This is a genomic window from Streptomyces sp. RG80, assembly GCF_040446465.1.
Classification (GTDB): Bacteria; Actinomycetota; Actinomycetes; order Streptomycetales; family Streptomycetaceae; genus Streptomyces.
On record NZ_JBEAAJ010000012.1, the window covers coordinates 1 to 24,857 of the forward strand.

The 24,857-nt window shown below is 72.3% G+C and carries 22 protein-coding genes; 8 read left to right on the forward strand and 14 right to left on the reverse strand.

From position 1 onward, the window contains the following. Nucleotides 1-337: 337 nt before the first annotated feature. The 3 genes from ABKA17_RS36445 to ABKA17_RS36455 all read right to left on the reverse strand — a co-directional run bounded on the left by ABKA17_RS36445 (nucleotide 338) and on the right by ABKA17_RS36455 (nucleotide 2,652). Nucleotides 338-940 (reverse strand): hypothetical protein, encoded by a 603-nt coding sequence (locus ABKA17_RS36445; RefSeq protein WP_353696651.1) that lies wholly within the window; start codon nucleotides 938-940, stop codon nucleotides 338-340. A 16-nt stretch (nucleotides 941-956) separates the two neighbouring features. Beyond that, nucleotides 957-1,862 (reverse strand): DMT family protein, encoded by a 906-nt coding sequence (locus ABKA17_RS36450; RefSeq protein ID WP_353696652.1) that lies wholly within the window; start codon nucleotides 1,860-1,862, stop codon nucleotides 957-959. A 124-nt stretch (nucleotides 1,863-1,986) separates the two neighbouring features. After that, entirely contained in the window at nucleotides 1,987-2,652 is a 666-nt protein-coding gene (locus ABKA17_RS36455; RefSeq protein ID WP_353696653.1) for a class I SAM-dependent methyltransferase, read from the reverse strand. A 174-nt stretch (nucleotides 2,653-2,826) separates the two neighbouring features. Here ABKA17_RS36455 and ABKA17_RS36460 point away from each other — a divergent pair, with 174 nt between their 5' ends. From ABKA17_RS36460 to ABKA17_RS36475, 4 genes are all read left to right on the forward strand, one after another. Then, complete coding sequence (locus ABKA17_RS36460; protein ID WP_353696654.1) at nucleotides 2,827-3,426, forward strand: dihydrofolate reductase family protein; 600 nt, start codon at nucleotides 2,827-2,829, stop codon at nucleotides 3,424-3,426. Nucleotides 3,427-3,526: 100 nt separating this feature from the next. Further along, on the forward strand, nucleotides 3,527-4,459 hold the full coding sequence (locus ABKA17_RS36465) for a bifunctional helix-turn-helix transcriptional regulator/GNAT family N-acetyltransferase (RefSeq protein WP_353696655.1): 933 nt from the start codon (nucleotides 3,527-3,529) through the stop codon (nucleotides 4,457-4,459). A gap of 18 nt (nucleotides 4,460-4,477) precedes the next feature. Further along, complete coding sequence (locus ABKA17_RS36470; protein WP_353696656.1) at nucleotides 4,478-5,278, forward strand: sugar phosphate isomerase/epimerase family protein; 801 nt, start codon at nucleotides 4,478-4,480, stop codon at nucleotides 5,276-5,278. Between the two features lie 104 nt (nucleotides 5,279-5,382). Next, the gene (locus tag ABKA17_RS36475; protein ID WP_353696657.1) at nucleotides 5,383-6,618 is read left to right on the forward strand and encodes an MFS transporter; all 1,236 of its coding nucleotides are present in this window, start codon (nucleotides 5,383-5,385) and stop codon (nucleotides 6,616-6,618) included. On the opposite strand, the gene ABKA17_RS36480 is transcribed toward ABKA17_RS36475, so the two are convergent. Continuing rightward, nucleotides 6,602-7,171, reverse strand: coding sequence for an alpha/beta hydrolase (locus ABKA17_RS36480; protein ID WP_353696658.1), 570 nt, complete (start codon nucleotides 7,169-7,171; stop codon nucleotides 6,602-6,604). The genes ABKA17_RS36475 and ABKA17_RS36480 overlap by 17 nt on opposite strands. 50 nt (nucleotides 7,172-7,221) lie before the next feature. On the opposite strand from ABKA17_RS36480, the gene ABKA17_RS36485 reads away from it, so the two are divergent. Then, a complete protein-coding gene (locus tag ABKA17_RS36485; RefSeq protein WP_353696659.1) occupies nucleotides 7,222-8,166 on the forward strand; it encodes a LysR family transcriptional regulator in 945 nt (314 codons plus the stop codon). Here the strand turns inward: ABKA17_RS36485 and ABKA17_RS36490 are convergent. After that, complete coding sequence (locus ABKA17_RS36490; RefSeq protein WP_353696660.1) at nucleotides 8,156-8,788, reverse strand: GNAT family N-acetyltransferase; 633 nt, start codon at nucleotides 8,786-8,788, stop codon at nucleotides 8,156-8,158. The genes ABKA17_RS36485 and ABKA17_RS36490 overlap by 11 nt on opposite strands. Next, nucleotides 8,785-10,023 (reverse strand): 3-phosphoshikimate 1-carboxyvinyltransferase, encoded by a 1,239-nt coding sequence (gene aroA, locus ABKA17_RS36495; RefSeq protein WP_353696661.1) that lies wholly within the window; start codon nucleotides 10,021-10,023, stop codon nucleotides 8,785-8,787. The genes ABKA17_RS36490 and aroA overlap by 4 nt, the downstream gene beginning before the upstream one ends. A 773-nt stretch (nucleotides 10,024-10,796) precedes the next feature. On the opposite strand from aroA, the gene ABKA17_RS36500 reads away from it, so the two are divergent. Next, nucleotides 10,797-12,596, forward strand: coding sequence for a glycoside hydrolase family 3 protein (locus ABKA17_RS36500; protein WP_353696662.1), 1,800 nt, complete (start codon nucleotides 10,797-10,799; stop codon nucleotides 12,594-12,596). 106 nt (nucleotides 12,597-12,702) lie between these two features. Further along, nucleotides 12,703-13,338, forward strand: coding sequence for a hypothetical protein (locus ABKA17_RS36505; protein WP_353696663.1), 636 nt, complete (start codon nucleotides 12,703-12,705; stop codon nucleotides 13,336-13,338). 25 nt (nucleotides 13,339-13,363) lie between these two features. Here ABKA17_RS36505 and ABKA17_RS36510 read toward each other — a convergent pair whose 3' ends face one another. From ABKA17_RS36510 to ABKA17_RS36535, 6 genes are all read right to left on the reverse strand, one after another. Then, on the reverse strand, nucleotides 13,364-14,794 hold the full coding sequence (locus ABKA17_RS36510) for a S28 family serine protease (protein ID WP_353696664.1): 1,431 nt from the start codon (nucleotides 14,792-14,794) through the stop codon (nucleotides 13,364-13,366). Nucleotides 14,795-14,915: 121 nt separating this feature from the next. Continuing rightward, nucleotides 14,916-15,302 (reverse strand): hypothetical protein, encoded by a 387-nt coding sequence (locus tag ABKA17_RS36515; RefSeq protein WP_502994495.1) that lies wholly within the window; start codon nucleotides 15,300-15,302, stop codon nucleotides 14,916-14,918. A gap of 129 nt (nucleotides 15,303-15,431) precedes the next feature. Further along, nucleotides 15,432-19,145, reverse strand: coding sequence for an ABC transporter ATP-binding protein (locus ABKA17_RS36520; RefSeq protein ID WP_353696666.1), 3,714 nt, complete (start codon nucleotides 19,143-19,145; stop codon nucleotides 15,432-15,434). A 176-nt stretch (nucleotides 19,146-19,321) separates the two neighbouring features. Then, the gene (locus ABKA17_RS36525; protein WP_353696667.1) at nucleotides 19,322-19,555 is read right to left on the reverse strand and encodes a hypothetical protein; all 234 of its coding nucleotides are present in this window, start codon (nucleotides 19,553-19,555) and stop codon (nucleotides 19,322-19,324) included. A gap of 151 nt (nucleotides 19,556-19,706) precedes the next feature. Beyond that, nucleotides 19,707-20,375 (reverse strand): response regulator, encoded by a 669-nt coding sequence (locus ABKA17_RS36530; protein ID WP_353696668.1) that lies wholly within the window; start codon nucleotides 20,373-20,375, stop codon nucleotides 19,707-19,709. 414 nt (nucleotides 20,376-20,789) lie between these two features. Further along, nucleotides 20,790-22,031, reverse strand: a complete 1,242-nt coding sequence (locus tag ABKA17_RS36535) for a sensor histidine kinase (protein WP_353696669.1) — start codon at nucleotides 22,029-22,031, stop codon at nucleotides 20,790-20,792. Nucleotides 22,032-22,277: 246 nt separating this feature from the next. Here ABKA17_RS36535 and ABKA17_RS36540 point away from each other — a divergent pair, with 246 nt between their 5' ends. Beyond that, the gene (locus ABKA17_RS36540; RefSeq protein WP_353696670.1) at nucleotides 22,278-22,826 is read left to right on the forward strand and encodes a GlcG/HbpS family heme-binding protein; all 549 of its coding nucleotides are present in this window, start codon (nucleotides 22,278-22,280) and stop codon (nucleotides 22,824-22,826) included. Here the strand turns inward: ABKA17_RS36540 and ABKA17_RS36545 are convergent. Beyond that, the gene (locus ABKA17_RS36545) at nucleotides 22,823-23,860 is read right to left on the reverse strand and encodes an esterase-like activity of phytase family protein (protein ID WP_353696671.1); all 1,038 of its coding nucleotides are present in this window, start codon (nucleotides 23,858-23,860) and stop codon (nucleotides 22,823-22,825) included. The two genes, ABKA17_RS36540 and ABKA17_RS36545, sit on opposite strands and share 4 nt — an antisense overlap. 48 nt (nucleotides 23,861-23,908) lie before the next feature. Further along, nucleotides 23,909-24,751, reverse strand: a complete 843-nt coding sequence (locus tag ABKA17_RS36550; protein ID WP_353696672.1) for a serine hydrolase — start codon at nucleotides 24,749-24,751, stop codon at nucleotides 23,909-23,911. Between the last annotated feature and the right edge of the window lie 106 nt (nucleotides 24,752-24,857).

Below are 24,857 nucleotides of genomic sequence, written 5' to 3' on the forward strand. Positions count from 1 at the left end.
GCCCCTACCCGTCCCATCCTCCAGGGGCTGCCGCCCCTTCGACCCCGCACCCAGGGGGCTCCGCCCCCTGGACCCCCGACGGCCCTGAAGGGGCCTTGTCCTCAAACGCCGGACGGGCTGAAAGACACGACACGGACCGGCGTCGGGAAGTGCGGCCTCCGGCGGGTGGGTGGGGAGGCGCAGCCCCCTCCCGGGTGGGTGGGGATCGGGACGGCGAGACCTCGTCCTCGGACGCCGGGCGCGCTGAATTGTTGCGGATCGGTGCTGAGAGGCGTGGCCCCTTGGGGGGTGGCAGGTGCTCGTCCTCGGGCTGGCCCTGGATGGGCTGGAAGGAGTCTTAGGCCGCCAACGGGCTCTCGGGGTGGCGGGTTGTCATCCAGAGGCCGTTGCCTGGGGGGAGGGTGACCTGGTGGGGGTGGCGGAAGCCCAGGGGGCGTAGTTGGTCCATGTGGCGGGGGGAGAGGGTCAGGGCCACGGCGGGGGTGTTCTCGGCGTCCACGGCTTGCAGGCCTGGGGTGAGGAGGTCGGTGACCACTGTGCGGTCCCAGGCCTCCGAGTCGTCGGGTATGCAGACGGTGACCACCGTCCAGTGGGGCGCGGCGGGCTTGGCCTGCTTCAGTGCGGTCGACAGGAGCGGTTCCGCGGGCAGCGGGGTGGTGAGTTCACGGGCGAGGAGGCCGCTGAAGCGGGTGTGCGGGGACTCGGTGCCGGGCGGCAGCCAGACGGCGGCCGCGAGGAGGGTGCCGTCGACGCGCTCGGCCACCCAGACCTGGCCCTCCTCCAGCGCGTAGTGGGCCAGTATCAGGCGCAGGGCGCGCTGGGCCTGGTCCCAGTCCACGGCCGGGTGTTCCGGCGCCTCGAACAGGCGCACCACCGCGGGTACGTCCACCAGTCCCGCCCTGCGCACGGTGGTCCGGGCGGGCAGCGTCAGGATCGTCATCTTCGGGTTCTGCCTCTCACGCGGCCCGGCTCGCGCCGGTCAGTTCGACGGTCATGGGGCGAAGGGGTTCGGTGCGCAGGGTTTCGGTGCGCACCGGCTGGACGGGGAGCGACGGCGGCTTCCGGTCGGCCGCGCGGGGGTCACTGAGGAGGGTCACGCCGTGTACCGCGGCGGCGGCTCCGACGAGGGCCAGCAGGGTGCCCGTGGCGCCGTACTGGAAGCCTTCGCCGAGCAGGGTGATGCCGACGGCAGACGCGGTGACGGGGTTGACGAGGGTGAGCAGGGCGAGGGGGGCGCCGAGGCCGCTGCGGTACGCCCGCTGCGACAGCAGCAGGCCACCGACCGCGAACGCGACCGTGAGGACCGCCACCAGCGCCGTGCCCCAGGAGAGCGTCGGGCCGACCGCGAGCTTCTGCGAGAGCGTGGAGCCGACGCCGGAGGCGATGCCGGACGCGGCGGCGACGGCGAGGCCGCCCCGGGCCGCGAGCAGCGCGACGGCCGCGGTGGCCGCGAGTGCCACCAGCAGGACCTCCGCGGTGCTCAGGGTGTCGCTCGGGGCGTGCCCCGAAGCCGTGACGACCAGCAGGGTCATCAGGCCCGCGAGGGTGAAGGCCATACCGCTCCACTGCGCGCCCGAGGTCCGCCGCCGGGCGACCAGGGCACCGAGCGGCACCGCCAGCACCAGGCTCAGCGCGCCGAGCGGCTGGACCAGGGTCAGCGGGCCGTAGCGCAGGGCTACCACGTGCAGCAGCGCGCCGGAGGCGTTGAGCGCCACGGATCCCCACCAGGCCCCGCGGGCCAGCGCGCCGCGCACACCCTCGGTGTCGGCGGCGGTCCGCTCCTGGACCACGGCGGCCGCGGCGTAACAGATCGCCGAGATGAGGGAAAGGACCACGGCCACGAACATCGGAGAACCCGCCATCGTGGTCCACCTCCTTCTCGGGCACCGCGCCTTCGATACGAAACGGTTTCGTACTGAGAGACTACGAGGGGGCTTAGCGAAACGCAAGCGTTTCTCTAGCCGGGGTGGATTTCCGACGCGGACCTCACCTCACCGCGGCGAATCCGAACAGTTCCGGCACCCCGCCCGCCCCGGCCTCGACGGTCCGTTCCAGCCGCAGGCCCGCCGAGAGCGCGGCGTTGAGCAGGTCGGCCAGCGGAAGGTGCCAGGCGCCGACCCGGGCCCGTACGCCCGTGGGATTCCAGGAGTCGAGGGTGCGGGAGCGGTCGGCGTACCGCTCGTCCAGCACCACCCGTCCCGGCTCCCGCCAGTCGGCGAACGCGCCGACGAAACAGGGGTGGATCCCCAGGTGCACGAACCGGCCACCGGGCCGCAGCACCCGGGCGATCTCCCGGAGCACGGCGGCGTAGTCGGGGACGTCCGTGCTCGCCAGCACACACATCGCGGCCGGCACCGAGGCGTCGGCCAGTGGCAGCGCCGTCGCGTCGGCGACCGCCACCGGCAGCCGGGCCGCCGCGTGCCGGAGCTGGCCGTGCGAGAGGTCGACGCCGACCGGGGTCCGGCCGAGCTCCGCGGCCACGGACGCGTGGGCGCCGGTGCCGCAGCAGACGTCCAGACAGATCCCCTCGCCCGGTCCCAGCAGCTGCCTCAGGGTCGTATGCACGCGGTCGAAGTAGTCACCGCCCAGGGCCGGTGACATGTAGGCGTTGTACCAGTCCGCGTGGGCGTCGTACGCCGGTGTGGTCGTCATGTCCTTGATGCTGGTTACAACTCCCCCGTCGCAAACGGCTGTTCGCCGACGGCGTGCGCGGGCGAGGGCTGAGAAAGATCTTGAGCTTTTCCCGGGGAGTGCCGATGACTTCCGCGCCGGCCCCCGGTCTCATTGCCGTAACCGATCGACGACCGACCTACTGGAGTGAATCCCATGCGCATCGTGGTCAGCGAGTTCATCAGTCTTGACGGTGTGGTGCAGGCGCCCGGCGGTCCGCAGGAGGACACCGACGGCGGGTTCGCGCACGGTGGGTGGTCGCATCCGTACTTCGACGAGGAGCTGCTCGGCCCGGCGTTCAGCGAGGGGATGGAGCGGGCGGAGGCACTGCTGTACGGGCGGCGCACCTATCTGACGATGGCGGGGGCGTGGCCGGAGCGGGCCGGCGACCCCTTCGCCGACCGGCTGAACTCCCTGAAGAAGTACGTCGTGACCGACACCCTCACCGACTCCGAGCTGACCTGGCACAACACCACCCGGATCCCCGGCGGCGAGGCCGTCGCCCGGATCCGCGAGCTGCGCGAGACCGAGGGCGGCGAGCTGGCGATGATGGGCAGCCCCACTCTCGTGCGCGCCCTCATCGCCGAGGGGCTGGTCGACGAGCTCCAGCTCATCGTGATGCCGGTGCTCCTCGGCGGCGGCAAGTCGATCTTCCCGGAGGACGGCGGCAAGCGACCCTTCGAGTTGGTCTCCTCGGTGGCCGGCAAGACCGGTGTGCAGCTGTGCGTCTACCGGCCCGCCGCGACCGAGGGGTAGCCGCAAGGGGCGCGGGCGTCCTAGGCTCGAACCGGTATCTCTGACTGAGTCAGACATCCTCAGTCGCACATCCCGAGTCGACCACCGGGGGACGAGCACCATGACCGTCCAGGACATCCGCGCCTTCAACCGCTTCTACACCAACGTCATCGGCGCCCTCGACTACAGCCGCCACCTCTACGCCCCGTACACGCTCACCGAGTCCCGCGTCCTGTACGAGCTCGCGCACTCCCCGCGTACCGACGCGGCGGACCTGCGCGGCGAACTCTCGCTGGACGCGGGGTATCTGAGCCGGATCCTGAACAAGTTCGAGCAGGACGGGCTCATCGAGCGCACCGCCTCCCGGCGCGATCCCCGGCGCCGGCACGTCACGCTCACCGCGCGCGGCCGGGAGACCGCCGCGCTGCTCGCCGAGCGGGCGGACGAATCCGTGGGAGCGCTGCTGGCGACGGTCCCGTCCGGCGACCGGCCGCGGCTCGCCGAGGCGATGCACACCGTCCGCGAGCTCCTCTCCGACGGCCGCCCGCCCCGCCGCGACGACGTCCTGCTGCGCGAACCGGGCCCGGGCGACCTGGGCTGGATCGTGCAGCGCAACGCCGCCCTCTACACCGCGGAGCACGGCTTCAACGCCGACTACGAGGGACTGGTGGCCCGGATCGTCGCCGACTTCGCGGAGGACCACGACCCGCATCTGGAGCGGGTGTGGATCGCCGAGCTCGACGGACGGCCGGTGGGGTGCGTGATGTGCGTACGGGACGAGGCGCCGGCGACGGCCCGGCTGCGTCTGCTGCTGGTCGAACCGGACGCGCGCGGCCTCGGCATCGGCGACCGCCTCGTCGGCGCGGTCGTCGACTTCGCGCGCGGCGTCGGCTACCGCGACCTGGTCCTGTGGACCAACGACATCCTCAACTCGGCCCGGCACATCTACCAGCGGCACGGTTTCGTCCTGGTCGCCGAGAAGCCGCACCGCTCCTTCGGCAAGGATCTGGTCGGCCAGGACTGGCACCTGGATCTGCACGGCGTCCAGGAGTGACGCGTAGAGTCCGTGGACATGAAGCTGGCGTTCTCCACTCTCGGCGTCCCCGGTCTCCCCGTCCCCGAGGTGCTCCGCCTCGCGACCGCGCACGGCTATCACGGCGTAGAGCTGCGCGCGCATCCGGAGGAGGCGGTCCACCCGGGCATCGACGCGGCGCGACGCACCGATGTGGCCGCCGAGTTCAAGGCGGCCGGGGTGGAGATCCTGGGCCTGGCCGGGTACGCGCGCGTGGCCGCGCCCGGCGACGACGAGCCAGTCCTCGACGAGATCCGCGCCCTCCTGGACCTCGCCCACGACCTGGGCGCCCCCTACATCCGGGTCTTCCCCGGCGCGAGCCCCGAGCAGAGCACCGCCGAGGCCGACGCGACGGCGGCCCGGCGGCTGGGCACGGCGGCGGAGTACGCGGCCGACGTCGACGTACGCGTCCTGCTGGAGACCCACGACTCGCACCGCACCGGCGCCGACGCCATCCGCGTCCTCGGCCTGGTCGGTCACCGCCAGGTCGGCTCCCTGTGGGACGTCATGCACACCTGGCTGGGCGGCGAGCAGCCCACGGAGACCTACGCGGCGCTCTCCCCGTTCCTCGGATACGTCCAGGTCAAGGACATCTCCTCGCCCGACGACACCACCCCGCTCGCCCTCGGCGCCGGTGTCCTGCCGCTCGCCGAGTGCGTGGAGGTGCTCTCCCGGCACGGCTGGGACGGCTGGCTGTGCTGGGAGTACGAGAAGCGCTGGTACGAGCAGGCGGCACCGCTGCCGGGGCTGCTGGGCTCCGGGCGCGAGCACCTGGGACGGCTGCTGAACGAGAGCGCGTGAGTGAGCGCGTGACTTGAGCGCGTGACTTATTGAGTGGCCGGTCCGGGAGCGGCCCGTTAAGGTCCCGGGGTGCATCAGCCCGCCCCGTTCCCGGTCCCGCTCTCATGAGCCTGTCCGACGTCCTGCTCGACGTTCGGCCCCTGCGCACCTCCCCCGTCTTCCGGCGGCTGCTGTTCGGTCGCACGGTGTCGACGCTCGGCTCCTTCATGACCATGGTCACCGTCATGTTCCAGGTCTGGGACATGACGCACAGCACCGTGTGGAGCGGTGCGGTCGGGGTCGCGCAGGCGGTGCCGATGGTCGGGGTGAGCCTGTTCGCGGGGGCCTGGGCGGACCGGGTCGACCGCCGCTGGCTGTTCCTGACCGGCACCGTCGGCTCGGCGGTCTGCTCCCTGCTGCTGACCGTGCAGGGCTTCGCCGGCCACGCGCCGGTGGCCGTGGTCCTGCTCCTGGTCGCGGCCCAGACGTCGTTCGCCGCGCTCGGCGCCCCCGCGGCGGGTGTGTTCGTGCCGCGGCTGCTGCCCAAGGAGCAGGTGGCCGCGGGGCTCGCGCTCCAGCAGGTCACGGCCCAGGCGATGATGCTGGTCGGCCCGGCCGTCGCCGGGGTCGTGCTCGGCTGGTGGGGCATCGGCGTCTGCTATCTGGTGGACACCCTGAGCTTCGCCCTTTCCTTCTACGGCGCCTACGGCCTGCCCGCGCTGCCGCCCGAGGGCGACAAGTCCCGCCCGGGCGTCCACGGCGTCCTGGACGGGCTGCGCTTTTTGACCGGCCACCGCGTGGTGCGCGGCGCGCTGCTGACGGACCTCGCGGCCACCGTGCTGTCCATGCCGACCAGCCTCTTCCCGCTCGTCAACGAGGAGCGCTTCGGCGGCGATCCACGCACGCTCGGCCTGTTCCTGTCCGCGCTGGCCGTGGGCGGGGTCACCGCGACGGCCTTCTCGGGCCCGGTGACCCGGCTGGCCCGCCCCGGCCCGGTGATGCTGTGCGCGTCCGCGACCTGGGGTGCGGGCCTGTGCCTCTTCGGCCTGACGAGCAGCGCCTGGCTGGGGCTCGGCCTGCTCACGGTGGCGGGCGCCGCGGACGCCCTCGCCGTCCTCTCCCGCACGACCATCGTCCAGACCCGCACCCCGGACGCCCTGCTCGGCCGGGTCACGGCCGCCGAGACGGTGGTGGGCCAGGCGGGCCCGCACCTCGGCAACCTGCGTGGCGGCCTGGTCGCGGGCTGGACCTCGGGCGCGACGGCCCTGGTGGCGGGCGGAGTGCTGTGCGTGCTGGCGGTGGCCTACGTCGGTACGAGCACCCCGGAGCTGCGGACGGCCCGCGTCAAGGACGGGAAGTGAGCTCCGCCGCCGGGTCCAGGCACCACTCCAGTACGGCGGGCCAGGGGCCGTAACCGGCGTCCAGGTCCAGGTGGCCGGCGCCGGGGAGCAGCCGGGTGGGGAGGTCGAGGGGGTCGCCGTAGAGCGTCCGGGCGCCCTCCGGGCAGTAGGGATCGTCGTCGCCGGCGACGAGGAGGGTCGGGCCCGGGAGGGTGAACTCCAGTGGGGGCGGGGCGAATCCGGCGACCTCGGGGTACCGCGCGAGGACGGACGCGGAAGGCGGGGAGACCAGCAGGACCCGGTCCACGTCGGCCACCCCGGCCGTTCCCCGGGCCACGGCGTGGAGCCACAGCACGGCGGAGGCGCTGTGGGCGAGGACGACGTGCGGTGGGCCCTCGGCGAGGTGGCGGGCGAGTTCGCCGAGCCAGGTCTCCAGGTCCGGGTCGTCGGGGTCGGGCAGCTGCGGGTAGGTGACCCGGTGGCCGAGTTCGCCCAGCCGGTCGGCGAGCCAGTGCTGCCAGTGGCCCTCGGGGCGGTGGTTCTGCCAGCCGTGGAGGATGAGGTAGGCGGTCATGGTGCCGATGGTTTCCGATCCCCTCCCCTCGGTCCAGTTAACCTTTCTCGATGGAACCGGTAAGCGAGACCTTCACCGTGGATCTGCGCCGGCTGACCGTCCTGCGCGAACTCCAGCGCCGGGGCAGCCTGGCGCGTACGGCCGAGGCCCTGCATCTGACGCCGTCGGCGGTCTCGCAGCAGATCGCCGCGCTGTCCCGGGAGATCGGCGCGCCCCTGACGGAACGGGACGGCCGGGGCGTACGGCTCACCGGGCAGGCCCGGGTCCTGCTGGCCCACGCCGACGAGATCGCCGCCCAACTGGAGCGGGCGCGGGCCGACTTGGCGGCGTACGGGAGCGGTGGCCGCGGTTCGGTGACGATCGGCTGCTTCTCCAGCGGGATCCTGGGGCTGCTGCCGGGGGTGCTGCGGGGGCTGGCCGAGCGGCTGCCGCACGTCCGCGTGGACGTGGTGGAGGCGGAGCCACCCAACCTGTTCACGGCGCTGGACGCCGGTCAGGTGGATGTGGCGGTGGCCGTGGACTTCGCGGCGACCCCGCCCCACACGGACCGCCGCTACAGCCGGGACGACCTGCTGACGGATGTGCTGGACCTCGTCGTCCCGGCCGGTCACCGGCTGGCGGAACGCGAGGTCGTCGCCCTGCGGGAGCTGGCCACCGAGACCTGGATCACCGGGGACGCCCGCAGTTGCGTCGGCGCCATCACCCGCGCCGTCTGCGCGACCTCCGGCTTCACCCCGGACATCCGGCACGCCGTCGACGACTGGGCCGCCCTCGCGGCGCTGGTGGAGGCGGGGGCGGGGGTGGCCCTGATGCCGCGCCTGGTCCGGCCGTTGTACGCGCACCGGCGGCTGGCGGTGCCGGCGACCGAGGGCGAGCAGCCGTCCCGGAACATCTTCGCGGCGGTGCGCACGGGCTCGGAGGGGGATCCCGTACTGGCGGCGGTACGAGAGGAACTGCGCGCGTCCGCCGCCGAATTGACCACCCTCAGTGCGTGAGGCCCGGGTAGCGCGCCACCCGCTTCTCCAGCCGCTCCCGGCACTCGGGCCATTCCGCCGCCGTGATGGAGAAGATCGCGGAGTCCCGCAGCCGGCCGTCCTCGCCCGGCACCCAGGAGCGCGACCAGTTGCGCAGGACGCCCTCGAAGCGGGCGCCGACGCTCAGGATCGCCGCGCGGGAGCGCTCGTTGCGGGCGTCCGTCTTGAGGTCGACCCGGGAGACCTCCCACACCTCGAAGGCGTGCCGGAACAGCAGCAGCTTGGCCTCGGCGTTCACGCCCGTGCCCTGGGCCGAGCCGGCCAGCCAGGTGAAGCCCACCTCGATGGCGTCGAGGCGGTCCTCCGAGAGCCAACTGCGGGGCTCCCAGAAGGAGGTGGCGCCGACCGCCCGTCCCGTCGCCACGGAGATCTGCGCGTACGGGGCCAGGCGTCCCGTGGCCGCGCGGGCGAGCTGCGCGTCGACGTAGTCGGCCACCTCGTCGGCGCGCGGGACCCAGGTGAACTCGTACGTCCCCCGCTCCTCCTCCGCCGCCACGGCCAGTTCGGCGGCGTGCCGGTGCTCCAGCGGCTCCAGGCGCACCAACGCGCCCTCGAGGACCGGCCCTTCCAGGGTGAAACTCAAAGCCCGATGCTCCCTCGCAACTCGGCGAACGCCTCGTGGAAACCCGGGAAAGTCTTCCGTACGCACCCCGGGTCGTCGAACGAGATACCGGGCGCCCGCAGTCCGGTGACCGCGAAGGACATCACGATGCGATGGTCGCCGTAGGTCTTGATCTCGGCGCCCTCGGGCCGGCCGGACCGGATCTCGATCCAGTCGGGTCCGGTCGCCACCGTCACCCCCAGCCGCCGCAGGTTCTCCGCGCAGGCCTCCAGCCGGTCGCACTCCTTGACGCGGGTGTTCGCCACGTCCTCGATGCGCACGGGGCCGGAGGCGAAGGGCGCGATGGCCGCGAGGGTCGGCATGGTGTCGGAGATGTCCCGCATGTTGACCGTGAGGCCGCGCAGTTCGCCCGTACCGCGGACCGTCGTGCCCGCGTCCCCGACCGTCACGTCCGCGCCCATCCGGCGCAGTACGTCGACGAAGCCCAGGTCGCCCTGGAGCGCCCCGGTGCCGAGGCCCGGCACCGTCACCTCGGCGCCCGGTGTCACGGCCGCCGCCGCGAAGAAGTAACTGGACGTCGAGGCGTCGGGTTCGATCGCGTACGTCGTGGCGCGGTAGCCGCCCGGCGGGACCACGAAGACGTCCCCCTCCCGGGTCACCTCCGCACCGAAGGCCCGCATCATCGCGATCGTGATCTCCACATACGGCACGGAGACCAGGTCCGTCACCCGGATCCGCAGGCCCTCGCGGGTCAGCGGGCCCAGCAGCAGAAGCGCCGTCAGGTACTGCGAGGACTGGCCCGCGTCCAGCACCACCTCACCGCCCGTGACGCCGGCCGCGTGGACCGTCAGCGGATGGTGGCCCTCGGCCCGCTCGTGGCGCAGGTCCACGCCGAGGTCGCGCAGGGCGCGGGTGAGCGGGAGCAGCGGTCTGCGGCGCATCTGCTCCGAGGCGTCGAAGCGGTAGGTGCCGTGGCCCGCCGCCGCCAGGGTCGGCAGGAAGCGGGCCGTGGTCGCGCCGTCCCGGCAGTACACGTCGGCTTCCGGCACCGCGGGGCCCTCGGGGCGGCCGTCGACCTGCCAGGCGTCCGGGGTGCGGCCGAGGCGGTAGCCGAGCCCCGTCAGTCCCTCGGCGAAGCCCTCCGTGTCGTCCGACCGCAGGGGGCGTACGAGGGTGGTGACTCCGTCGGCCGCCGCCGCCAGGAAGAGGGCGCGGGCGGTGATGGACTTGGAACCGGGGATGTCGACTGCGGGCATGCCCACATGATCGGCCGACGGTGGCCCGCCGCGCCGGGACGTCCACGGGATGGACCACCGCGCGTCGCCGACCGTGTGCGCACCGCACAACCGTTGGCCCAAGGTGACGGCCCATCCGTCCCGTTGAACCCCGGAGCACCAACTTCCGGGATTCGGGGCCGACCCGGGAACCCGGCCCCACCCCCGCTCGTCCAACCCGCAGGCTGTCGGAGAGTCACCGCGGTGCGGTGTCGGCCTCGCTGCTGGCTGCGAACGCTGACCTACCCTCTCCGCCGCACCCCGGCCGACAGCACACCGCCATCGGCGCGCCCCCCTCCAACAGCGCCGATGGCGGCCCCCTCCCCCGGATCCACGCCGCGACGGACAACACAGCCACACCGCACAACACCCACTCCGGCCCCTCCGACCCACCCCCTGCTGGGGGCCCGGGGGTTATCCCCCGAAATGACGCAGTACCGCGGTGCGGTGTCGGCCTCGCTGCCGGCTGCGAACGCTGACCTACCCTGTCCGCCGCACCCCGGCCGACAGCACACCGCCATCGGCGCGCCCCCCTCCAACAGCGCCGATGGCGGCCCCACCCTCCCGACGGGCAACACAGACGCACCGCACGACATCCACTCCGACCACTCCCACCGACCCGCCCCTGTGCTGGGGTTCGGGGCTATCCCCGGAATGACGCAGTACTGTGCGCTCCCTTGACTGGCAGAAACTTCCCGGATATTGGTGACTTCTCGGAAGTTTCCTTCAACGGATCACCTCCGGAAGGAGCGCACGTGCCCTCCAGACGCACCGTCCTCGCCGCCACCGCGGGCGCCGCCACCAGCCTCGCCGTGGGCGGGGCCGCCTCCGCGGACGACAAGAAGCGCGACGAACACAAGCTCCGCTCCCTCGTCTCCCGTATGACCCTCGAGGAGAAGGTCGGCCAGCTCTTCGTGATGCGGGTCTACGGCCACTCCGCCACCGCCCCCGACCAGGCCGACATCGACGCCAACCTCAAGGAGATCGGCGTCCGTACGGCCGCCGAGCTGATCGAGAAGTACCGCGTCGGCGGCGTCATCTACTTCACCTGGGCGCACAACACCCGGGACCCGCACCAGATCGCCGACCTCTCCAACGGCATCCAGCAGGCGTCCCTCACCCTCCCCCGCGGCCTGCCGGTCCTGATCTCCACCGACCAGGAGCACGGCATCGTCTGCCGGGTGGGCGAGCCCGCCACGCTCTTCCCGGGCGCCATGGCCATCGGCGCGGGCCGCTCGCCCAAGGACGCCCACACCCTCGGCCGGATCGCCGGGCGGGAGCTCAGGGCCGTCGGCATCCGGCAGAACTACTCGCCCGTCGCCGATGTGAACGTCAACCCGGCCAACCCGGTCATCGGCGTCCGTTCCTTCGGCGCCGCGCCGGGCGCGGTGGCCCGGATGGTGGCCGCCGAGGTCGCCGGGTACCAGCGCTCCCGGCAGGTCGCGGCCACCGCCAAGCACTTCCCGGGGCACGGCGACACCGCCGTCGACAGCCACTACGGCTTCCCGGTCATCACCCACACCCGCGCCCAGTGGGAGAAGCTCGACGCCCCGCCGTTCCGTGCCGCGATCGCCGCCGGCATCGACTCGATCATGACCGCGCACATCATGGTCCCGGCCCTCGACGACTCCGGCGACCCGGCCACCCTCTCCCGCCCGATCCTCCAGGGCATCCTGCGCGAGGAACTCGGCTACGACGGGGTCGTCGTCACCGACTCCCTCGGCATGGAGGGCGTCCGCACCAAGTACGGCGACGACCGGGTGCCGGTGCTCGCGCTCAAGGCCGGCGTGGACCAGCTACTCAACCCGCCGAACCTCGCCGTCGCCTGGAACGCGGTCCTGAAGGCCGTACAGGACGGGGAGCTGACCGAGGCACGGCTGGACGAGTCGATCCTGCGGGTGCTGCGGCTGAAGTCGAAACTGGGGCTGTTCAAGGAGCCGTACGTCACCCAGGCCGGGGTGACCCGCACGGTCGGCATCCCCTCCCACCTCGCGGCGGCCGACCGGGTCGCCGAGCGGACCACGACCCTGCTGGTCAACAAGGGCGGCCTGCTGCCCCTGTCCAAGGGCAGGCTCCTCGTCGTCGGCGCCGACCCGGCCTCCCCGTCAGGTACGACGGGCCCGCCGACCGGGGTGCTGGCGGCCGCGTTCAACGAGCTCGGCTTCACCGCCACGGCCCTGTCGACCGGTACGGCACCCTCCGCGGCGACCATCGCCAAGGCGGTCGCCGCGGCGGCGGACGTGGACGCGGTGGTGGTGGGGACGTACAACGTCTCGGCGACCAGTGGCCAGAAGACGCTCGTCGAGCAGCTGGTCGCGACCGGGAAGCCGGTGATCGCGATCGCGATCCGCAACCCCTACGACGTGGCCCACCTGCCCACCGTGCCCGCCCACCTCGCGTCGTACGCGTGGACCGACGTCGAACTGCGGGCCGCCGCACGGGTGATCGCGGGCAGGGCGGCGCCTCGCGGGAAGCTGCCGGTGCCGGTGCAACGGGCCGATGATCCGGCCGCGGTGCTCTATCCGATCGGGTACGGACTGTCGTACCCGACGTAGTGCGCGTACGCCATGCACCCGGCGTACGCCCACCAAAGGGCGCAAAGCATCCCACATGTCTGGCGTGTGCCCGCCGCGGCGGGTCACGCTGGGCGGGGGGATCGCGATGCGTGAGAGATGTTCGGTGGGGATGGTGTGCGCACTGCTCGCGCTGCTCGTCGCCCTGCTGGCGGGGTGCCAGAACTCTTCGGGCGGCGGTGCCACGGACACCCACAGCCGGATCGGCGAGGTGGTGACGCCGACGCGCCCCTCGGGGTACGGGGCGGTGTTCCTCGGCGTCGACGAGTGCAGTTCCTTCGGGACGACCAGCTTCACCGAGGTGGCCTGCACCGGCGAGCGGGCGGCGGCGCGGGTCGTGGCGCGCTTCGACGGCACGGTGGCCGACGGTCCGCTGTGCCCGGGGACCACGGACTTCGTGCTGCACATCAGCGCCCAGAGCCCGGCCGGCGACGAGGACGGCGACGGCGAGGTCCCGCAGGGCTACGCCTGTATGCGCAACCTCACCCCGCCGCACCCGGGCGACCCGGGCGGTGGAGGCGGGCCGCGCACCATCGTCGGCGACTGCGTCTACGGCTCCGGCGACGGCCAGGTCCGTGAGACGTCGTGCGACGGCAAGGGCGAGAAGAAGCCGCAGTACGAGGTGACGAAGGCCGTCGCGAGCCGCGCCAAGTGCCCGGTGTCGACGGCGTTGTACGTGCAGCTGCGGGGCGAGAAGCCGGTGGGCTGCGCCCGGCCGGTCTGAGCGACGGCCGGGCGCGGCACCGGGGTTACGGACGCAGCGTGGGCTCGCGCTCCACGTCCCTGACGTCCAGCTTCCTGTCGAACTTCGCCAGCGGCTTCGCCTGGGCGACGGCCGCGTCGGAGACACCGGCCCAGTCCAGGATGCGGGCGGTGGCGAGGGCCTTCTGGTCGGCGACCAGACCGGCCACGTTCGCGCCGTGGTTCATGCCGGGCGCGGTGAAGACGTAGGAGTCCTTCGCGCCCTTGCCGAGGTGGAACGGCTCGGCGCCCCACGGGTCGTTCTGCCCGTAGACGTAGAGCATGTGGCGGGCGTTGTGCTTCACCCACGTGTCCACGTCGCGCATCGCCGACGGCTGGAACTTCGTCGGGATGTCCCGCGGCACGAAGTTGCGCGGCGGCTGGTAGCCGTAGCGGATGTACTTCTTCTCGATGTGCGGGAACTTGATCGTCGGCGCGCCGAGCTGGGTGGCCGCCTGGTAGTAGTACGGCGTGTACGGGGACAGACCCTGGTCGGTGTAGAAGGAGAAGCCGGAGACCGTGTCGATCGAGTTCCAGATCTGGTCGTCGGTCGCGGTCTTGGCGTCCGCCGGGATCAGCTCGTCGTCACCGCAGTTCTCCAGCAGGTTGTACTGCCAGTAGCCCCAGACGTAGTCGAGTACGACGGCCTCGTAGGCCTTGTCGAGGCTGCCGACGGTGTCGAAGGTGAAGCCCTCGGCGGCGGCGTACTCCGCGTACTTCTTCTCCAGCGGCTCGCGGCGTACGAGTGCCTCGCGCTGCACCGCGTTCAGGCGGTCGCGGCACTCCTTGGTGCCGACCTTGGCGAAGAAGCGGTCGTAGGCGGAGTCCTCGTTGTTCACCACGTCGTTGGGGGCGACGTAGGCGACGACGCCGTCCATGTCCTTCGGGTAGAAGCGCTCGTAGTAGGTGGCGGTCATGCCGCCCTTCGAGCCGCCCGTGGTGATCCAGTTCTTGGAGTAGATCTTCTTCAGCGCCTTGAAGACGCGGTGCTGGTCGCTGGCGGCCTGCCAGATGTCCAGCTTGCTCCAGTCGGCCGGGTCGGGCCGGGACGGGGTGAAGAAGCGGTACTCCAGGGAGACCTGGTTGCCGTCCACGATCTGGGTCGGCTCGCTGCGGCGGGGCGTCGTGGAGACGTTGTAGCCGCTGGTGAAGAAGACCGTCGGACGGGCGACGTCCTTGTGCAGCACGGTGATCCGCTGCTGGAACGTGCCCTTGGACGGGTGGCGGTGGTCGATCGGCTGGGTGAAGCCCAGGACGAAGAAGCGGTAGCCGGTGTACGGCTTCTCCTCGATCAGGCTCACACCCGGTATGGAGAGCAGCCTCTCCTTGATGTCGGTGGTACCGGTGGCCTCCGGCTGGGCGGCGGTGGCCGCCCCTGCCGTGCTCAGCGTGCCTATGAACACGGTGAACGCCAGCAGCCATCTGAGCGCCTTGCGCATGCACCCTCCCCTGTGAGACAGATGTGCGAGCGGAACGTATCGGAGCAACTCCCGTACGCACCAGGGGAGATAGGGAAAACCTTCGGATATTGGCGGGTTCGGGTGGGACCCGGCGCCCGCCCTACAGGCGAACCCAGCCGCCGGTCGAGTACGACCCGTTGCCGACCCGGCCCTTGATCCACACCTTGCGGCCCCCGACGTACGACTCCACCGGACCGGCGCGCTTGGTGTAGACGCCCTCGTCGCGGACGGCCTCGAAGCCGCGCGTCTGAAGGCTGACCATCATGGTGCGCGGGGAGCCGACCCGCTTGGGGACGGTGATGGCGCACAGGGAGGTGCCGCGCTTGTAGACCTTCACCGAGCCCGTGGAGAAGGTGTACGTCCGCACCTTGCGCCCCTCGCACTGTCCCCCGGCGGCCTGCGCCTCCCCGGGCACCGCGACCCCGAGCACCCCCGAAGCGGTCAGCACGGCAAGACCGACGGCCAGCCGCCGCCGCATCGCCCCCATGGCCACTGTCGTCCCTCCCGTACCCCGGCGATGAGCGTACTGGTGTACGGACGCACGACGTATGTCGGATGGTTGCACGACCGTCACCGGTTCAAGCCACGAGCCGCCCCCACGAACCGTCCGCCCCCCTCACGCCACCGCGGCCGCGTCCTCCCCCACGAACGTCCGCCACAGCGCCGCGTACCGGCCGCCGAGGGCCAGTAGTTCGTCGTGGGTGCCGTCTTCCGTGACCTTGCCGTGGTCCATCACGATTACTCGGTCGGCTCGGGCCGCTGTGGTGAGGCGGTGGGCTACGACGAGGGTGGTGCGGCGGCCTGCGAGGCGGTCGGTGGCCTGGTTGACCTGGGCTTCCGTGGCGAGGTCCAGGGCCGCTGTCGCCTCGTCGAGGAGGAGGATGTCGGGGTCGACGAGTTCGGCGCGGGCCAGGGCGATCAGCTGGCGCTGGCCGGCGGAGAGGTTGCGGCCGCGCTCGGCCACCTCGTGGAGGTAGCCGCCGTCGAGGGTCGCGATCATCTCGTGGGCGCCGACCGTACGCGCCGCCGACTCCACCTCGGCGTCGGTGGCGTCCGGGCGGCCGTAGGCGATGGCGTCGCGGACCGTGCCCTGGAAGAGGTACGCCTCCTGCGGGACGACCCCGAGCCGATGCCGGTACGAGGTGAGGTCCAGCGCCCGCAGATCCGTGCCGTCGACCGTCACCCGGCCCTGTGTCGGGTCGTAGAACCGCGCCACCAGCTTGACCAGGGTCGACTTCCCGGCGCCCGTCTCGCCGACGAACGCGACGGTCTGTCCGGCGGGGATCCGCAACTCCACGTCACCGAGGGCCTCCTCGGGTTCGTCGGCGGAGCCGTACGCGAAGTGCACGCCCTCGAAGGCCACCTCGCCCCGCAGCGAGAGCACCTCCAGCGGCTCGTCCGCCGCCTTCGTGGAGGTCGGCTCCTGGAGCAGCTCCTGGATCCGGCCGAGCGAGACGGTCGCCTGCTGGTAGCCGTCGAAGACCTGCGAGAGCTGCTGCACCGGCGCGAAGAACAGGTCGATGTAGAGCAGGTACGCCACCAGCGCACCGGTCGTCAGCGTCGCGTCGTCGATCCGCCCGGCGCCCGCGATCAGCACGGCCGCCGCGGCCACCGACGACAGCAGCTGCACGAAGGGGAAGTAGACCGAGATCAGCCACTGCCCCCGGATCCGCGCCTGCCGGTAGCTGTCGCTGCGCTCCGCGAACCGCGCCCCGCCGTCCCGCTCCCGCCGGAACGCCTGCACGATCCGCAGCCCGGACACCGACTCCTGAAGGTCGGCGTTGACCACCGACACCCGCTCACGGGCCAGCTCGTACGCCTTCACGCTCGCCCGGCGGAAGAAGTACGTGGCGACGATCAGCGGCGGCAGCGTCGCGAACACCACGAGCGCGAGCTCCACGTCGAGCACCAGCAGGGCGACCATGATGCCGAAGAAGGTGACGACCGAGACGAACGCCGTGACCAGGCCGGTCTGGAGGAAGGTCGAGAGCGCGTCGACGTCGGTGGTCATGCGGGTCATGATCCGGCCGGTCAACTCCCGCTCGTAGTAGTCGAGTCCGAGCCGCTGGAGCTGCGCGAAGATCTTCAGGCGGAGCGAGTAGAGGACGCGCTCGCCCGTCCGTCCCGTCATCCGCGTCTCACCGATCTGGGCCACCCACTGCACCGCCACGGTGAGCAGCCCGAGCAGCGAGGCCGCCCACACCGCGCCGAGGGCGAGTTCGCTGACGCCCGAGTCGATGCCGTGCCGGATCAGCACGGGCAGCAGCAGGCCCATCCCGGCGTCGACCGCGACGAGGCCGAGGCTGATCAGCAGGGCGTAGCCGAAGCCGTGCAGCAGCCGGCGCAGGCCGTACGACTCCTCCGGCGTGACCGCGCGGGCCTCGTCGATGTCGGGGGTGGCGTCCGCCGGCGGCAGCGCGTCGACCTCGGCGAGCAGCTCCGGCGTGGCCGGCATCCCGTCCAGGGCGGCGTCCCTCGGGCCGCGCTCCCCCGCCCACAGCCGGGGCGTGATGCCGCGCTCGGCGTCGAACTCCGCGTCCAGCTCCTCCCGTACGGAGGTGTCCTCGCAGGGCGCGACGGGCTGGGCGTGGCCGGGTGAGACGCCGCCGAGTTCGTCGGGGTCGGTGAGCAGCCGCCGGTAGAGGGCGGACCGTTTCTCCAGCTCCTCGTGGGTGCCGAGGTCGGCGAGGCGGCCCTCGTCGAGGACGGCGATGCGGTCGGCGAGGTTCAGGGTGGAGCGGCGGTGGGCGATCAGCAGGGTGGTGCGGCCCTGCATGACCTGCTTCAGCGCCTCGTGGATCTCGTGCTCGACGCGGGCGTCCACCGCGGAGGTGGCGTCGTCGAGGACGAGGAGCCTCGGGTCGGTGAGGATCGCCCGGGCGAGCGCGACGCGCTGACGCTGGCCGCCGGAGAGGGTGAGGCCGTGCTCGCCGACCTTGGTGTCGTAGCCCTCGGGCAGCTCGGCGATGAAACGGTCCGCCTGGGCGGCGCGCGCGGCCTGCTCGATCTCCTCCTGGGTCGCCTCGGGGCGGCCGTAGGCGATGTTGGCGCGGACCGTGTCCGAGAAAAGGAAGGAGTCCTCGGGGACCAGTCCGATCGCGGCCCGCAGGGATTCCAGGCTCAGCTCGCGGACGTCGTGGCCGCCGACCAGGACGGCGCCGTGCGTGACGTCGTAGAAGCGCGGCAGGAGGAGGGAGACCGTCGACTTGCCGGAGCCGGAGGAGCCGACGACCGCGAGGGTCTCGCCGGGGCGGATCTCGAAGCTGAGCCCACGCAGGACGGGCTGTTCGTCCTCGTAGCCGAAGGACACGTCGTCGAACTCGACGGTCGCGGGCGCGTCGGCGGGCAGTTCCTTGGTGCCGTCGGTCATCGACGGCTCGGTGTCGATCAGCTCCAGGACCCGCTCGGTGCCGGCGCGCGCCTGCTGGGCGACGGTCAGGACCATTGCGAGCATCCGGACCGGGCCGACGAGCTGGGCGAGGTAGGTGGAGAAGGCGACGAAGGTGCCGAGGGTGATGTGGCCGCGGACGGCCAGCCAGCCGCCGAGGGCGAGCATCGCGACCTGGCCGAGGGCGGGGACGGCCTGGAGGGCGGGGGTGTACCGGGAGTTGAAGCGGATGGTGCGCAGCCGCCCCGCGTAGAGCCGGCGGCTGACCTCCCTGAGCTTCCCGGTCTCCTGCTCCTCCTGCCCGAAGCCCTTGACCACGCGGACCCCGCCGACGGCCCCGTCGACCACGCCCGCGACGGCGGCGGCCTGGGCCTGGGCGTACCAGGTGGCGGGGTGCAGCTTGCTGCGGCTGCGCTTGGCGATCCACCACAGGGCGGGCGCCATGGCCAGCGCGACGAGGGTGAGCGGCGGCGAGAGCCAGGCCATGACGACCAGGGAGACCAGGAAGAGGGCGAAGTTCCCGATGGTCATCGGGAGCATGAAGAGCAGGCCCTGGATCAGCTGGAGGTCGCTGGTGGCGCGGCCGACGACCTGGCCGGTGGAGAGCTCGTCCTGGCGTCGCCCGTCGAGGCGGGTGATCGTCTCGTACATCTCGGTCCGCAGGTCGTGCTGGACGTCGAGGGCGAGGCGGCCGCCGTAGTAGCGGCGGATGTAGGTGAGGACGTAGACGACGACGGCGGCGCCGATGAGCAGGCCCGCCCAGGTGGCCATGGACCGGCTGTGGTCGCCGATGACATCGTCGATGATCACCTTGGTGATCAGGGGGACGAGGGCCATCACCGCCATACCGACGAGGCTCGACCCCAGGGCCAGGACGACGTCCTTCGGATACCGCCAGGCGTATCCGGCCAGTCGCCGTGCCCATCCCCGTTGCGGTGTCACTCGGGTGCCCTCCGTCGGTCCGCGGTCCTGATCTTCCGGAAGGCTGCAACGCGAAACGAACCGGATTTCATCCCTCCGCAACAATCGGACCGGGTGTCGCTCCTCATACGGGCTGAGTAGCGCACCGAGGAGTTCCGTGACCACGTCCGGGCCACCACCCGGGCCGGCGAGGACGTCTACCGCGCGCTGTCCCCGACGCCGGCCAAGGAGCCGTACGCCTCCCAGGAGGGCAGCTCGTCCTGTGTGGACGACTTCGGCTTCGACGAGACCGGCGTCGCCCGGGACGAGCCGTCCTTCACCTGGGACCTGGACTTCGCGAGCGACGCGGACTTCCGGAAGGCGGTGGCGTCCCTGCGGTCGAGAACGGCATCGGGACGACCGTCGACGACGGCATCCGGGTCACGCTCCACCTCGGGTACTACGACGGTGAGCCCGAGCTGCGCACGGAGGGCTCGTGCATGCGGTACCGCAGCAGCTACGGCGACGGATACACGTACATGTACGACGACAACGGGGACGGCACCGTCGACGAGTACGAGCGGCCGAGCTGAACTCCGGGACTCAGGGCAGCAGCCGCTGCTCCTTCGCCACCGCGACCGCGCCCGCCCGGGTGTCGACGCCGAGCTTGTCGTAGATGCGGCCCAGGTGGGTCTTGACCGTGGCCTCGCTGATGAACAGGGCCTTGGCGATCTCCCGGTTGCCGAGGCCCTGCGCGAGCTGGGCGAGGATGTCCCGCTCGCGGTCGGTGAGGGTGGGCCGCGGGCTGCGCAGGTTGGCCATGCCCCGCCCGGCGACCGGCGCCGACAGGGCGGTGCGCCCCTGGGCGGCGGCGTGGATCGCGGCGAACAGCTCCTCGGGGCGCTCCGCCTTCAGCAGATAGCCCGTCGCGCCGGCCTCGATGGCACGGGTGATGTCGGCGTCGGTGTCGTAGGTGGTGAGGACCAGGACGTGCGGGCCACCGCCGGGGGCCGAGGTCAGACGGCGCGTGGTCGTCACCCCGTCGATCCCGGCCCCGAGCTGGAGGTCCATCAGCACCACGTCCGGCGCCACCTTCGCGGCGAGCGCCAGCGCCTCCTCACCGGTGCCCGCCTCCCCGACCACCTCGATGCCCGGGGCGCTGTCGAGCAGGGCGAGCAGTCCGGCGCGTACGACGGCGTGGTCGTCGCAGAGGAGGATGCGGACGGGCGCCGCCTGGGCGGCATGCGTGGCAGGGGGTACGGGGTCGGTCATGGGCGGGCCTCCAGGATCTGTCGGTGTGCCGGCGGTGTTCCCACACGCCGGCAGATCAGGGCGGCAAGGCCGGTCGCCGCGGCGCGGGGCAGCCCGGCGGTCACGAGCGGGGCTCCAGGATCTGGCGGTGTGCCGGCGGTGTTCCCACTCGCCGGGCGATCAGGGCGGCGAGGCCGGTCGCCGCGGCGCGGGGCAGCCCGGCGGTCACGAGCGGACCTCCAAGACCTGGCGGTGTGCCGGCGGTGTTCCCACACGCCGGCAGGACAAGGCGACAAGGCCGGTCGCCGCGGCGTGGGGCCACCCGGGCGGTCACGAGCGGACCTCCAAGACCTGGCGGTGCGCCGGCCGTGTTCCCACCCGCCGGGCGATCAGGGCGGCGAGGCCGGTCGCCGCGGCGCGGGGCCACCCGGGCGGTCACGGTAGGGGCTCCGGGCGCTCCCGGGGTCCCTCGCCGGACAGCGGGATCGCGGCCGACAGGACCGTGCCCTCGCCGGGGGTGGACTCGACGGTCAGGGTGCCGCCGAGTTGTCGTACCCGGGCGCGGATCGCCGGCAGGCCGTGGCCGCGGGTTCCGGTCGGGGTGTCGGGGAGGGCCGCGGGGTCGAAGCCGTGGCCGTCGTCGGCGACGTCCAGGACGGCCTGGTCGTCGAGGAGGGTGAGGGTGAGCGCGGCGCCGGCGGCACCGGAGTGCTCCCGTACGTTGGCCAGGGCGCCCTGCGCGATCCGCAGCAGCGCCGACTGGACGCGGTCGGGCAGCGGGGAGGTACGGGCGCCGCCGTCGATGTGGGCGCGGACGGTGAGGCGGTCGCCGGACTCCCGGGCGGCGAGCGCGCGCAGCGCCTCTTCCAGGCTTCCGCCGCGGGCCAGGTCCGCGGGGGCCAGGTCGTGCACGAAGCGGCGGGCCTCGGTGAGGTTGTGCTCGGCGACCGACTCGGCGGTGCGGACATGGGCGCGGGCCTTGACCGGGTCCGACTCCCAGACCCGGTCGGCCGCCTGGAGCAGCATCTGCTGGCTGGACAGCCCCTGGGCGAGGGTGTCGTGGATCTCCATGGCGAGGCGCTGGCGTTCGGCGAGGGTGCCCTCGCGGCGTTCGGTGGCGGCCAGTTCGCGACGGGTGCGGACGAGGTCGTCGATCAGGGTGCGCTGCCGGGCCGCCTGACGCTGCATGTGCGCGAAGATCGCGGTGGCGAAGCTGGCCACGACCGCCGGACCGACGACCAGGTCGAGGTCGAAGCGGTGGGCGAGCTGGAGCTGGGCGACGATCACGAAGACGGTGAGTACGCCGACGAGGACGTACGCGGCGACCGGGGGCAGCCGGCGCAGGGCCACGTAGAAGAGCGGGACGGCCACCCAGGAGAAGCTGGGGGCCAGGGCGACCAGGACGGACCAGACGGCGACGACGCCACCGAGCCACAGCAGCCGCGGCGGCGCCCGGTGCGCGCGCTCGCGGAGCGGCCCGGCCGCGTACAGGACCGCGAGGACCACGGCCAGCGCGATCACCCAGGGGGCGCGGGCCTCGTCCTCGTGGCGGTGGACATAGCGGGCCATCGACGACGCCAGCAGCACGAGGAAGGTGACGTGCATGACGGCGGCGAGCCATCGGGCGTCGGGGTCGGCCGGGGTCGGGGCCGCCCCGTCGTGCCGTGGTGTCCGCATCGCGCCGGACCGCCTTCCCACTTCCCACCGAGCCCCTCGGAGGGCCGTGAACAGGACGAACACCTTCAGTGTCCCCCGCTCCGCACAAGGCGGGGGTCAACCGATCGGATGACCCCCGTATCGGCCGTCCCGCCCGCTGTGAGCAGCCAGAACGTCGACGGGGAGCGGCCGGGTCCGGGCCCAGGCTGGAAGCACACCGGACGTCGGGCCACCGACGCCGCAGACGAGTTCCAGGAGCCCCGAGCCATGAAGAAGTTCTCCCGCCGCGCCCGTGTCGCCACCGGCGGCGTCGTCCTCGCCGCCGCGGCCGCCGGAACCTTCGGCACCGTGTCCGCGAACGCCTCGGCGCCGGCCGCCGCCGAGGCCCGCCCCGCCACCGTGAAGGCGGCGGACACCGTCACCTCCACGCACCTGTCGATCGCCGCGGCCACCGAGGCGGCCGAGGCCGTCCTGGACGCGGCGAAGAAGGAGAACCAGCGGGTGTCCGTCGCGGTCGTCGACCGCAACGGCAACACCCTGGTGACCCTGCGCGGCGACGGCGCCGGCCCGCAGTCCTACGAGTCCGCGGTCCGCAAGGCCTTCACCGCGGTGTCCTGGAACGCCCCGACCTCCGAGCTGGCCGAGCGCCTGGAGACCGCGCCGAACCTGAAGGACATCCCCGGCACCCTGTTCCTGGCCGGCGGCACCCCGGTGACCGCGAACAACGCCCCGATCGCGGGCATCGGCGTCGCGGGCGCCCCGTCCGGCGACCTGGACGAGAAGTTCGCGCGGGCGGGGGCGGCGACGCTGCGCTAGGAAGCGGTCCGCACCCTCAGGTAGTAGAACCGCGTCGTCTGCACCGCGTTCTGGTTGTCGTCGCTGACCAGCAGAACCCGCCACGCGCCCTTGCTCCGACCCGTCACCGTCATGCCCTCGATGTTGTCGAGGAGCGGGTTGGGCTGGGGCTGCTTGGCGGTGGCGCCGAGGGTCGGGCAGTTCACCAGGTCGGCGAGCAGGGTCTTCTTGACCAGGCGGACGCCGTCCTGCCCCGTCAGGTTCTCGACGCCGCCGGTGTCGGTGGCGTGCCGCGGGTCGGCCAGGTACAGCCGGACGGTGTTGCCGACGCCGGAGGTGAAACCGCGTTCCAGGACGAGGAGGCGGCCGTCGGGCAGGGCCTGGACCTCGGGAACGCCGAGGCCGGTGTCGGCGCGGTAGGCGTACTGCCGGGCGAGCTCGAAGGCCTTGCCGTGCCGCTGCCAGGTCTGGAAGCGGACCGCGCCGGAGGTGTCGCCCGAGAGCGCGTACTCCATCGACGCGAGCAGCGTGTGGCCGCCCGGCAGCAGGGTCAGCCCCTCGAAGGTGCCGTTGGAGACGGCCCGCCCGGCCGGCGCGACCCGCAGCGCGTCGGGCACGGGGAGCCGGCCGAGTATCGCGCCGTCACGCGCGTACCGGCGTATGGACGGCTCGGTCTCCGAGGTGACCAGGCGGCTGCCGTCGCGGTCGATGACCAGGCCCTCGGAGTCGAGCGGCGCCCCGCTCTCGTCGGCGAGCGGGACGACCGACGTGGGCGCGAGGCTCTTCGCGTCCAGGCCGAACAGCGCCGAACGGTCGGACAGCGCGGCGAGTGAGCCGTCCCGGTCCACCGCGAGGGCGGAGAGGTTGCCGACGAAGGTGCCCGCGTACGTCGTCTTGTCGAGCGCGTCGGAGAAGCGGTCGATCGAGACGGACGGCGAACAGGCGTTGTTGTACGGGGCGTTGTCCTGCCGGGCGGCGGCGGGCCCGGCGGCGGACAGACAGGTGGCCGCCGCCAGGCCGGCGGTGAGGGTCGCGAGTACGGTTCTCATGCGCATGGCCGTCACCGTAGGGCGGGTGGGTGACGTGCGGGAGTCCGGCAGGCGTCAGGACGCGGCCAGGTCCTTGTGGATGACCTTCGCGACGCCCTGGATGGTCGTGATGCCGTAGTTCATGGTGCTGTTGCCGTGGGTGAGCACCGTGATCATGTAGTCGTGGCCGCCGCCCTTGAAGGTGCCGACGCTGTGCACCCGCCAGCCGTGCGTGGAGCGCTGCAGCCAGCCGTTCTTGACGTGCACGGCGATACCGGATCCGGCCCCGTACGGCGTGCCCCAGCGCTGGGACGACACGACCTGTCCCATCAGCTTGAGGATGTAGGCACGGGAGTTGTCACTGAGGACCGCGTTCTTCGCGGTGACCAGCTTGAGCAGCTTCTGCTCGTCGGTGACCGTGATCTGGGTCAGGCCCCAGTAGCCGTTCGCACCGGGCTTGGTCTGGGTCATGCCCGCCGCGGCGAGGAACCCCTTGATCTTCGTCATGCCCAGCTGCTTCCACAGCTTGCTGGTCGCGTCGTTGTCCGACTTGGTGATCATGGCCTTGGCGAGGGTGGTCTCGCGGTCGGTGAGATACCGGTCGTTCCTCTTCGCGTCCCACAACAGCGTGGCGAGCACGGTGACCTTGACGACGCTCGCGGAGTCGTAGGCCGTCCCGGCGCGCAGGGTGCAGGTGGTCTTGCTCGTACGGTCGTACAGCCCGATCGCGATGGTGCCCTTGCGGTTGGCGATCGCGGCCGTGATGTCCTTCTTCAGCTTGCCGGCGAGTCCGGCGGTGGCCGACGTACAGCTGACGGTCGGCGTGGTCGCCGCGGCGGCGGGCGTGGCGGCGACGACGCAGCCGACGAGCGCGGCCCCCGCCACCCATCTGGCGCGTCTGGATATCCCCTGAGTCATGCCCTGTTGACTCACAGGTTCGAGTGAAAGGTTGCACGAATTGGCGAATGGTTGTGCGATCCGTTACCCGCCCCTTGGGCAATTCACAGCAAACCGCCAGGTATGG

Excerpts from the sequence above, each read along its gene's own strand:
- ABKA17_RS36485 (WP_353696659.1), top strand. The coding sequence starts at position 7,222 with ATGGAACCGGTAAGCGAGACCTTCACCGTGGATCTGCGCCGGCTGACC.
- ABKA17_RS36540 (WP_353696670.1), top strand. The coding sequence starts at position 22,278 with ATGAAGAAGTTCTCCCGCCGCGCCCGTGTCGCCACCGGCGGCGTCGTC.
- ABKA17_RS36475 (WP_353696657.1), top strand. The coding sequence starts at position 5,383 with ATGAGCCTGTCCGACGTCCTGCTCGACGTTCGGCCCCTGCGCACCTCC.
- ABKA17_RS36510 (WP_353696664.1), bottom strand. The coding sequence starts at position 14,794 with ATGCGCAAGGCGCTCAGATGGCTGCTGGCGTTCACCGTGTTCATAGGC.
- ABKA17_RS36455 (WP_353696653.1), bottom strand. The coding sequence starts at position 2,652 with ATGACGACCACACCGGCGTACGACGCCCACGCGGACTGGTACAACGCC.
- ABKA17_RS36550 (WP_353696672.1), bottom strand. The coding sequence starts at position 24,751 with ATGACTCAGGGGATATCCAGACGCGCCAGATGGGTGGCGGGGGCCGCG.
- ABKA17_RS36460 (WP_353696654.1), top strand. The coding sequence starts at position 2,827 with ATGCGCATCGTGGTCAGCGAGTTCATCAGTCTTGACGGTGTGGTGCAG.
- ABKA17_RS36530 (WP_353696668.1), bottom strand. The coding sequence starts at position 20,375 with ATGACCGACCCCGTACCCCCTGCCACGCATGCCGCCCAGGCGGCGCCC.
- ABKA17_RS36515 (WP_502994495.1), bottom strand. The coding sequence starts at position 15,302 with ATGGGGGCGATGCGGCGGCGGCTGGCCGTCGGTCTTGCCGTGCTGACC.
- ABKA17_RS36445 (WP_353696651.1), bottom strand. The coding sequence starts at position 940 with ATGACGATCCTGACGCTGCCCGCCCGGACCACCGTGCGCAGGGCGGGA.
- ABKA17_RS36545 (WP_353696671.1), bottom strand. The coding sequence starts at position 23,860 with ATGCGCATGAGAACCGTACTCGCGACCCTCACCGCCGGCCTGGCGGCG.
- ABKA17_RS36535 (WP_353696669.1), bottom strand. The coding sequence starts at position 22,031 with ATGCGGACACCACGGCACGACGGGGCGGCCCCGACCCCGGCCGACCCC.
- ABKA17_RS36505 (WP_353696663.1), top strand. The coding sequence starts at position 12,703 with ATGCGTGAGAGATGTTCGGTGGGGATGGTGTGCGCACTGCTCGCGCTG.
- ABKA17_RS36465 (WP_353696655.1), top strand. The coding sequence starts at position 3,527 with ATGACCGTCCAGGACATCCGCGCCTTCAACCGCTTCTACACCAACGTC.
- aroA (WP_353696661.1), bottom strand. The coding sequence starts at position 10,023 with ATGCCCGCAGTCGACATCCCCGGTTCCAAGTCCATCACCGCCCGCGCC.
- ABKA17_RS36450 (WP_353696652.1), bottom strand. The coding sequence starts at position 1,862 with ATGGCGGGTTCTCCGATGTTCGTGGCCGTGGTCCTTTCCCTCATCTCG.
- ABKA17_RS36480 (WP_353696658.1), bottom strand. The coding sequence starts at position 7,171 with ATGACCGCCTACCTCATCCTCCACGGCTGGCAGAACCACCGCCCCGAG.
- ABKA17_RS36470 (WP_353696656.1), top strand. The coding sequence starts at position 4,478 with ATGAAGCTGGCGTTCTCCACTCTCGGCGTCCCCGGTCTCCCCGTCCCC.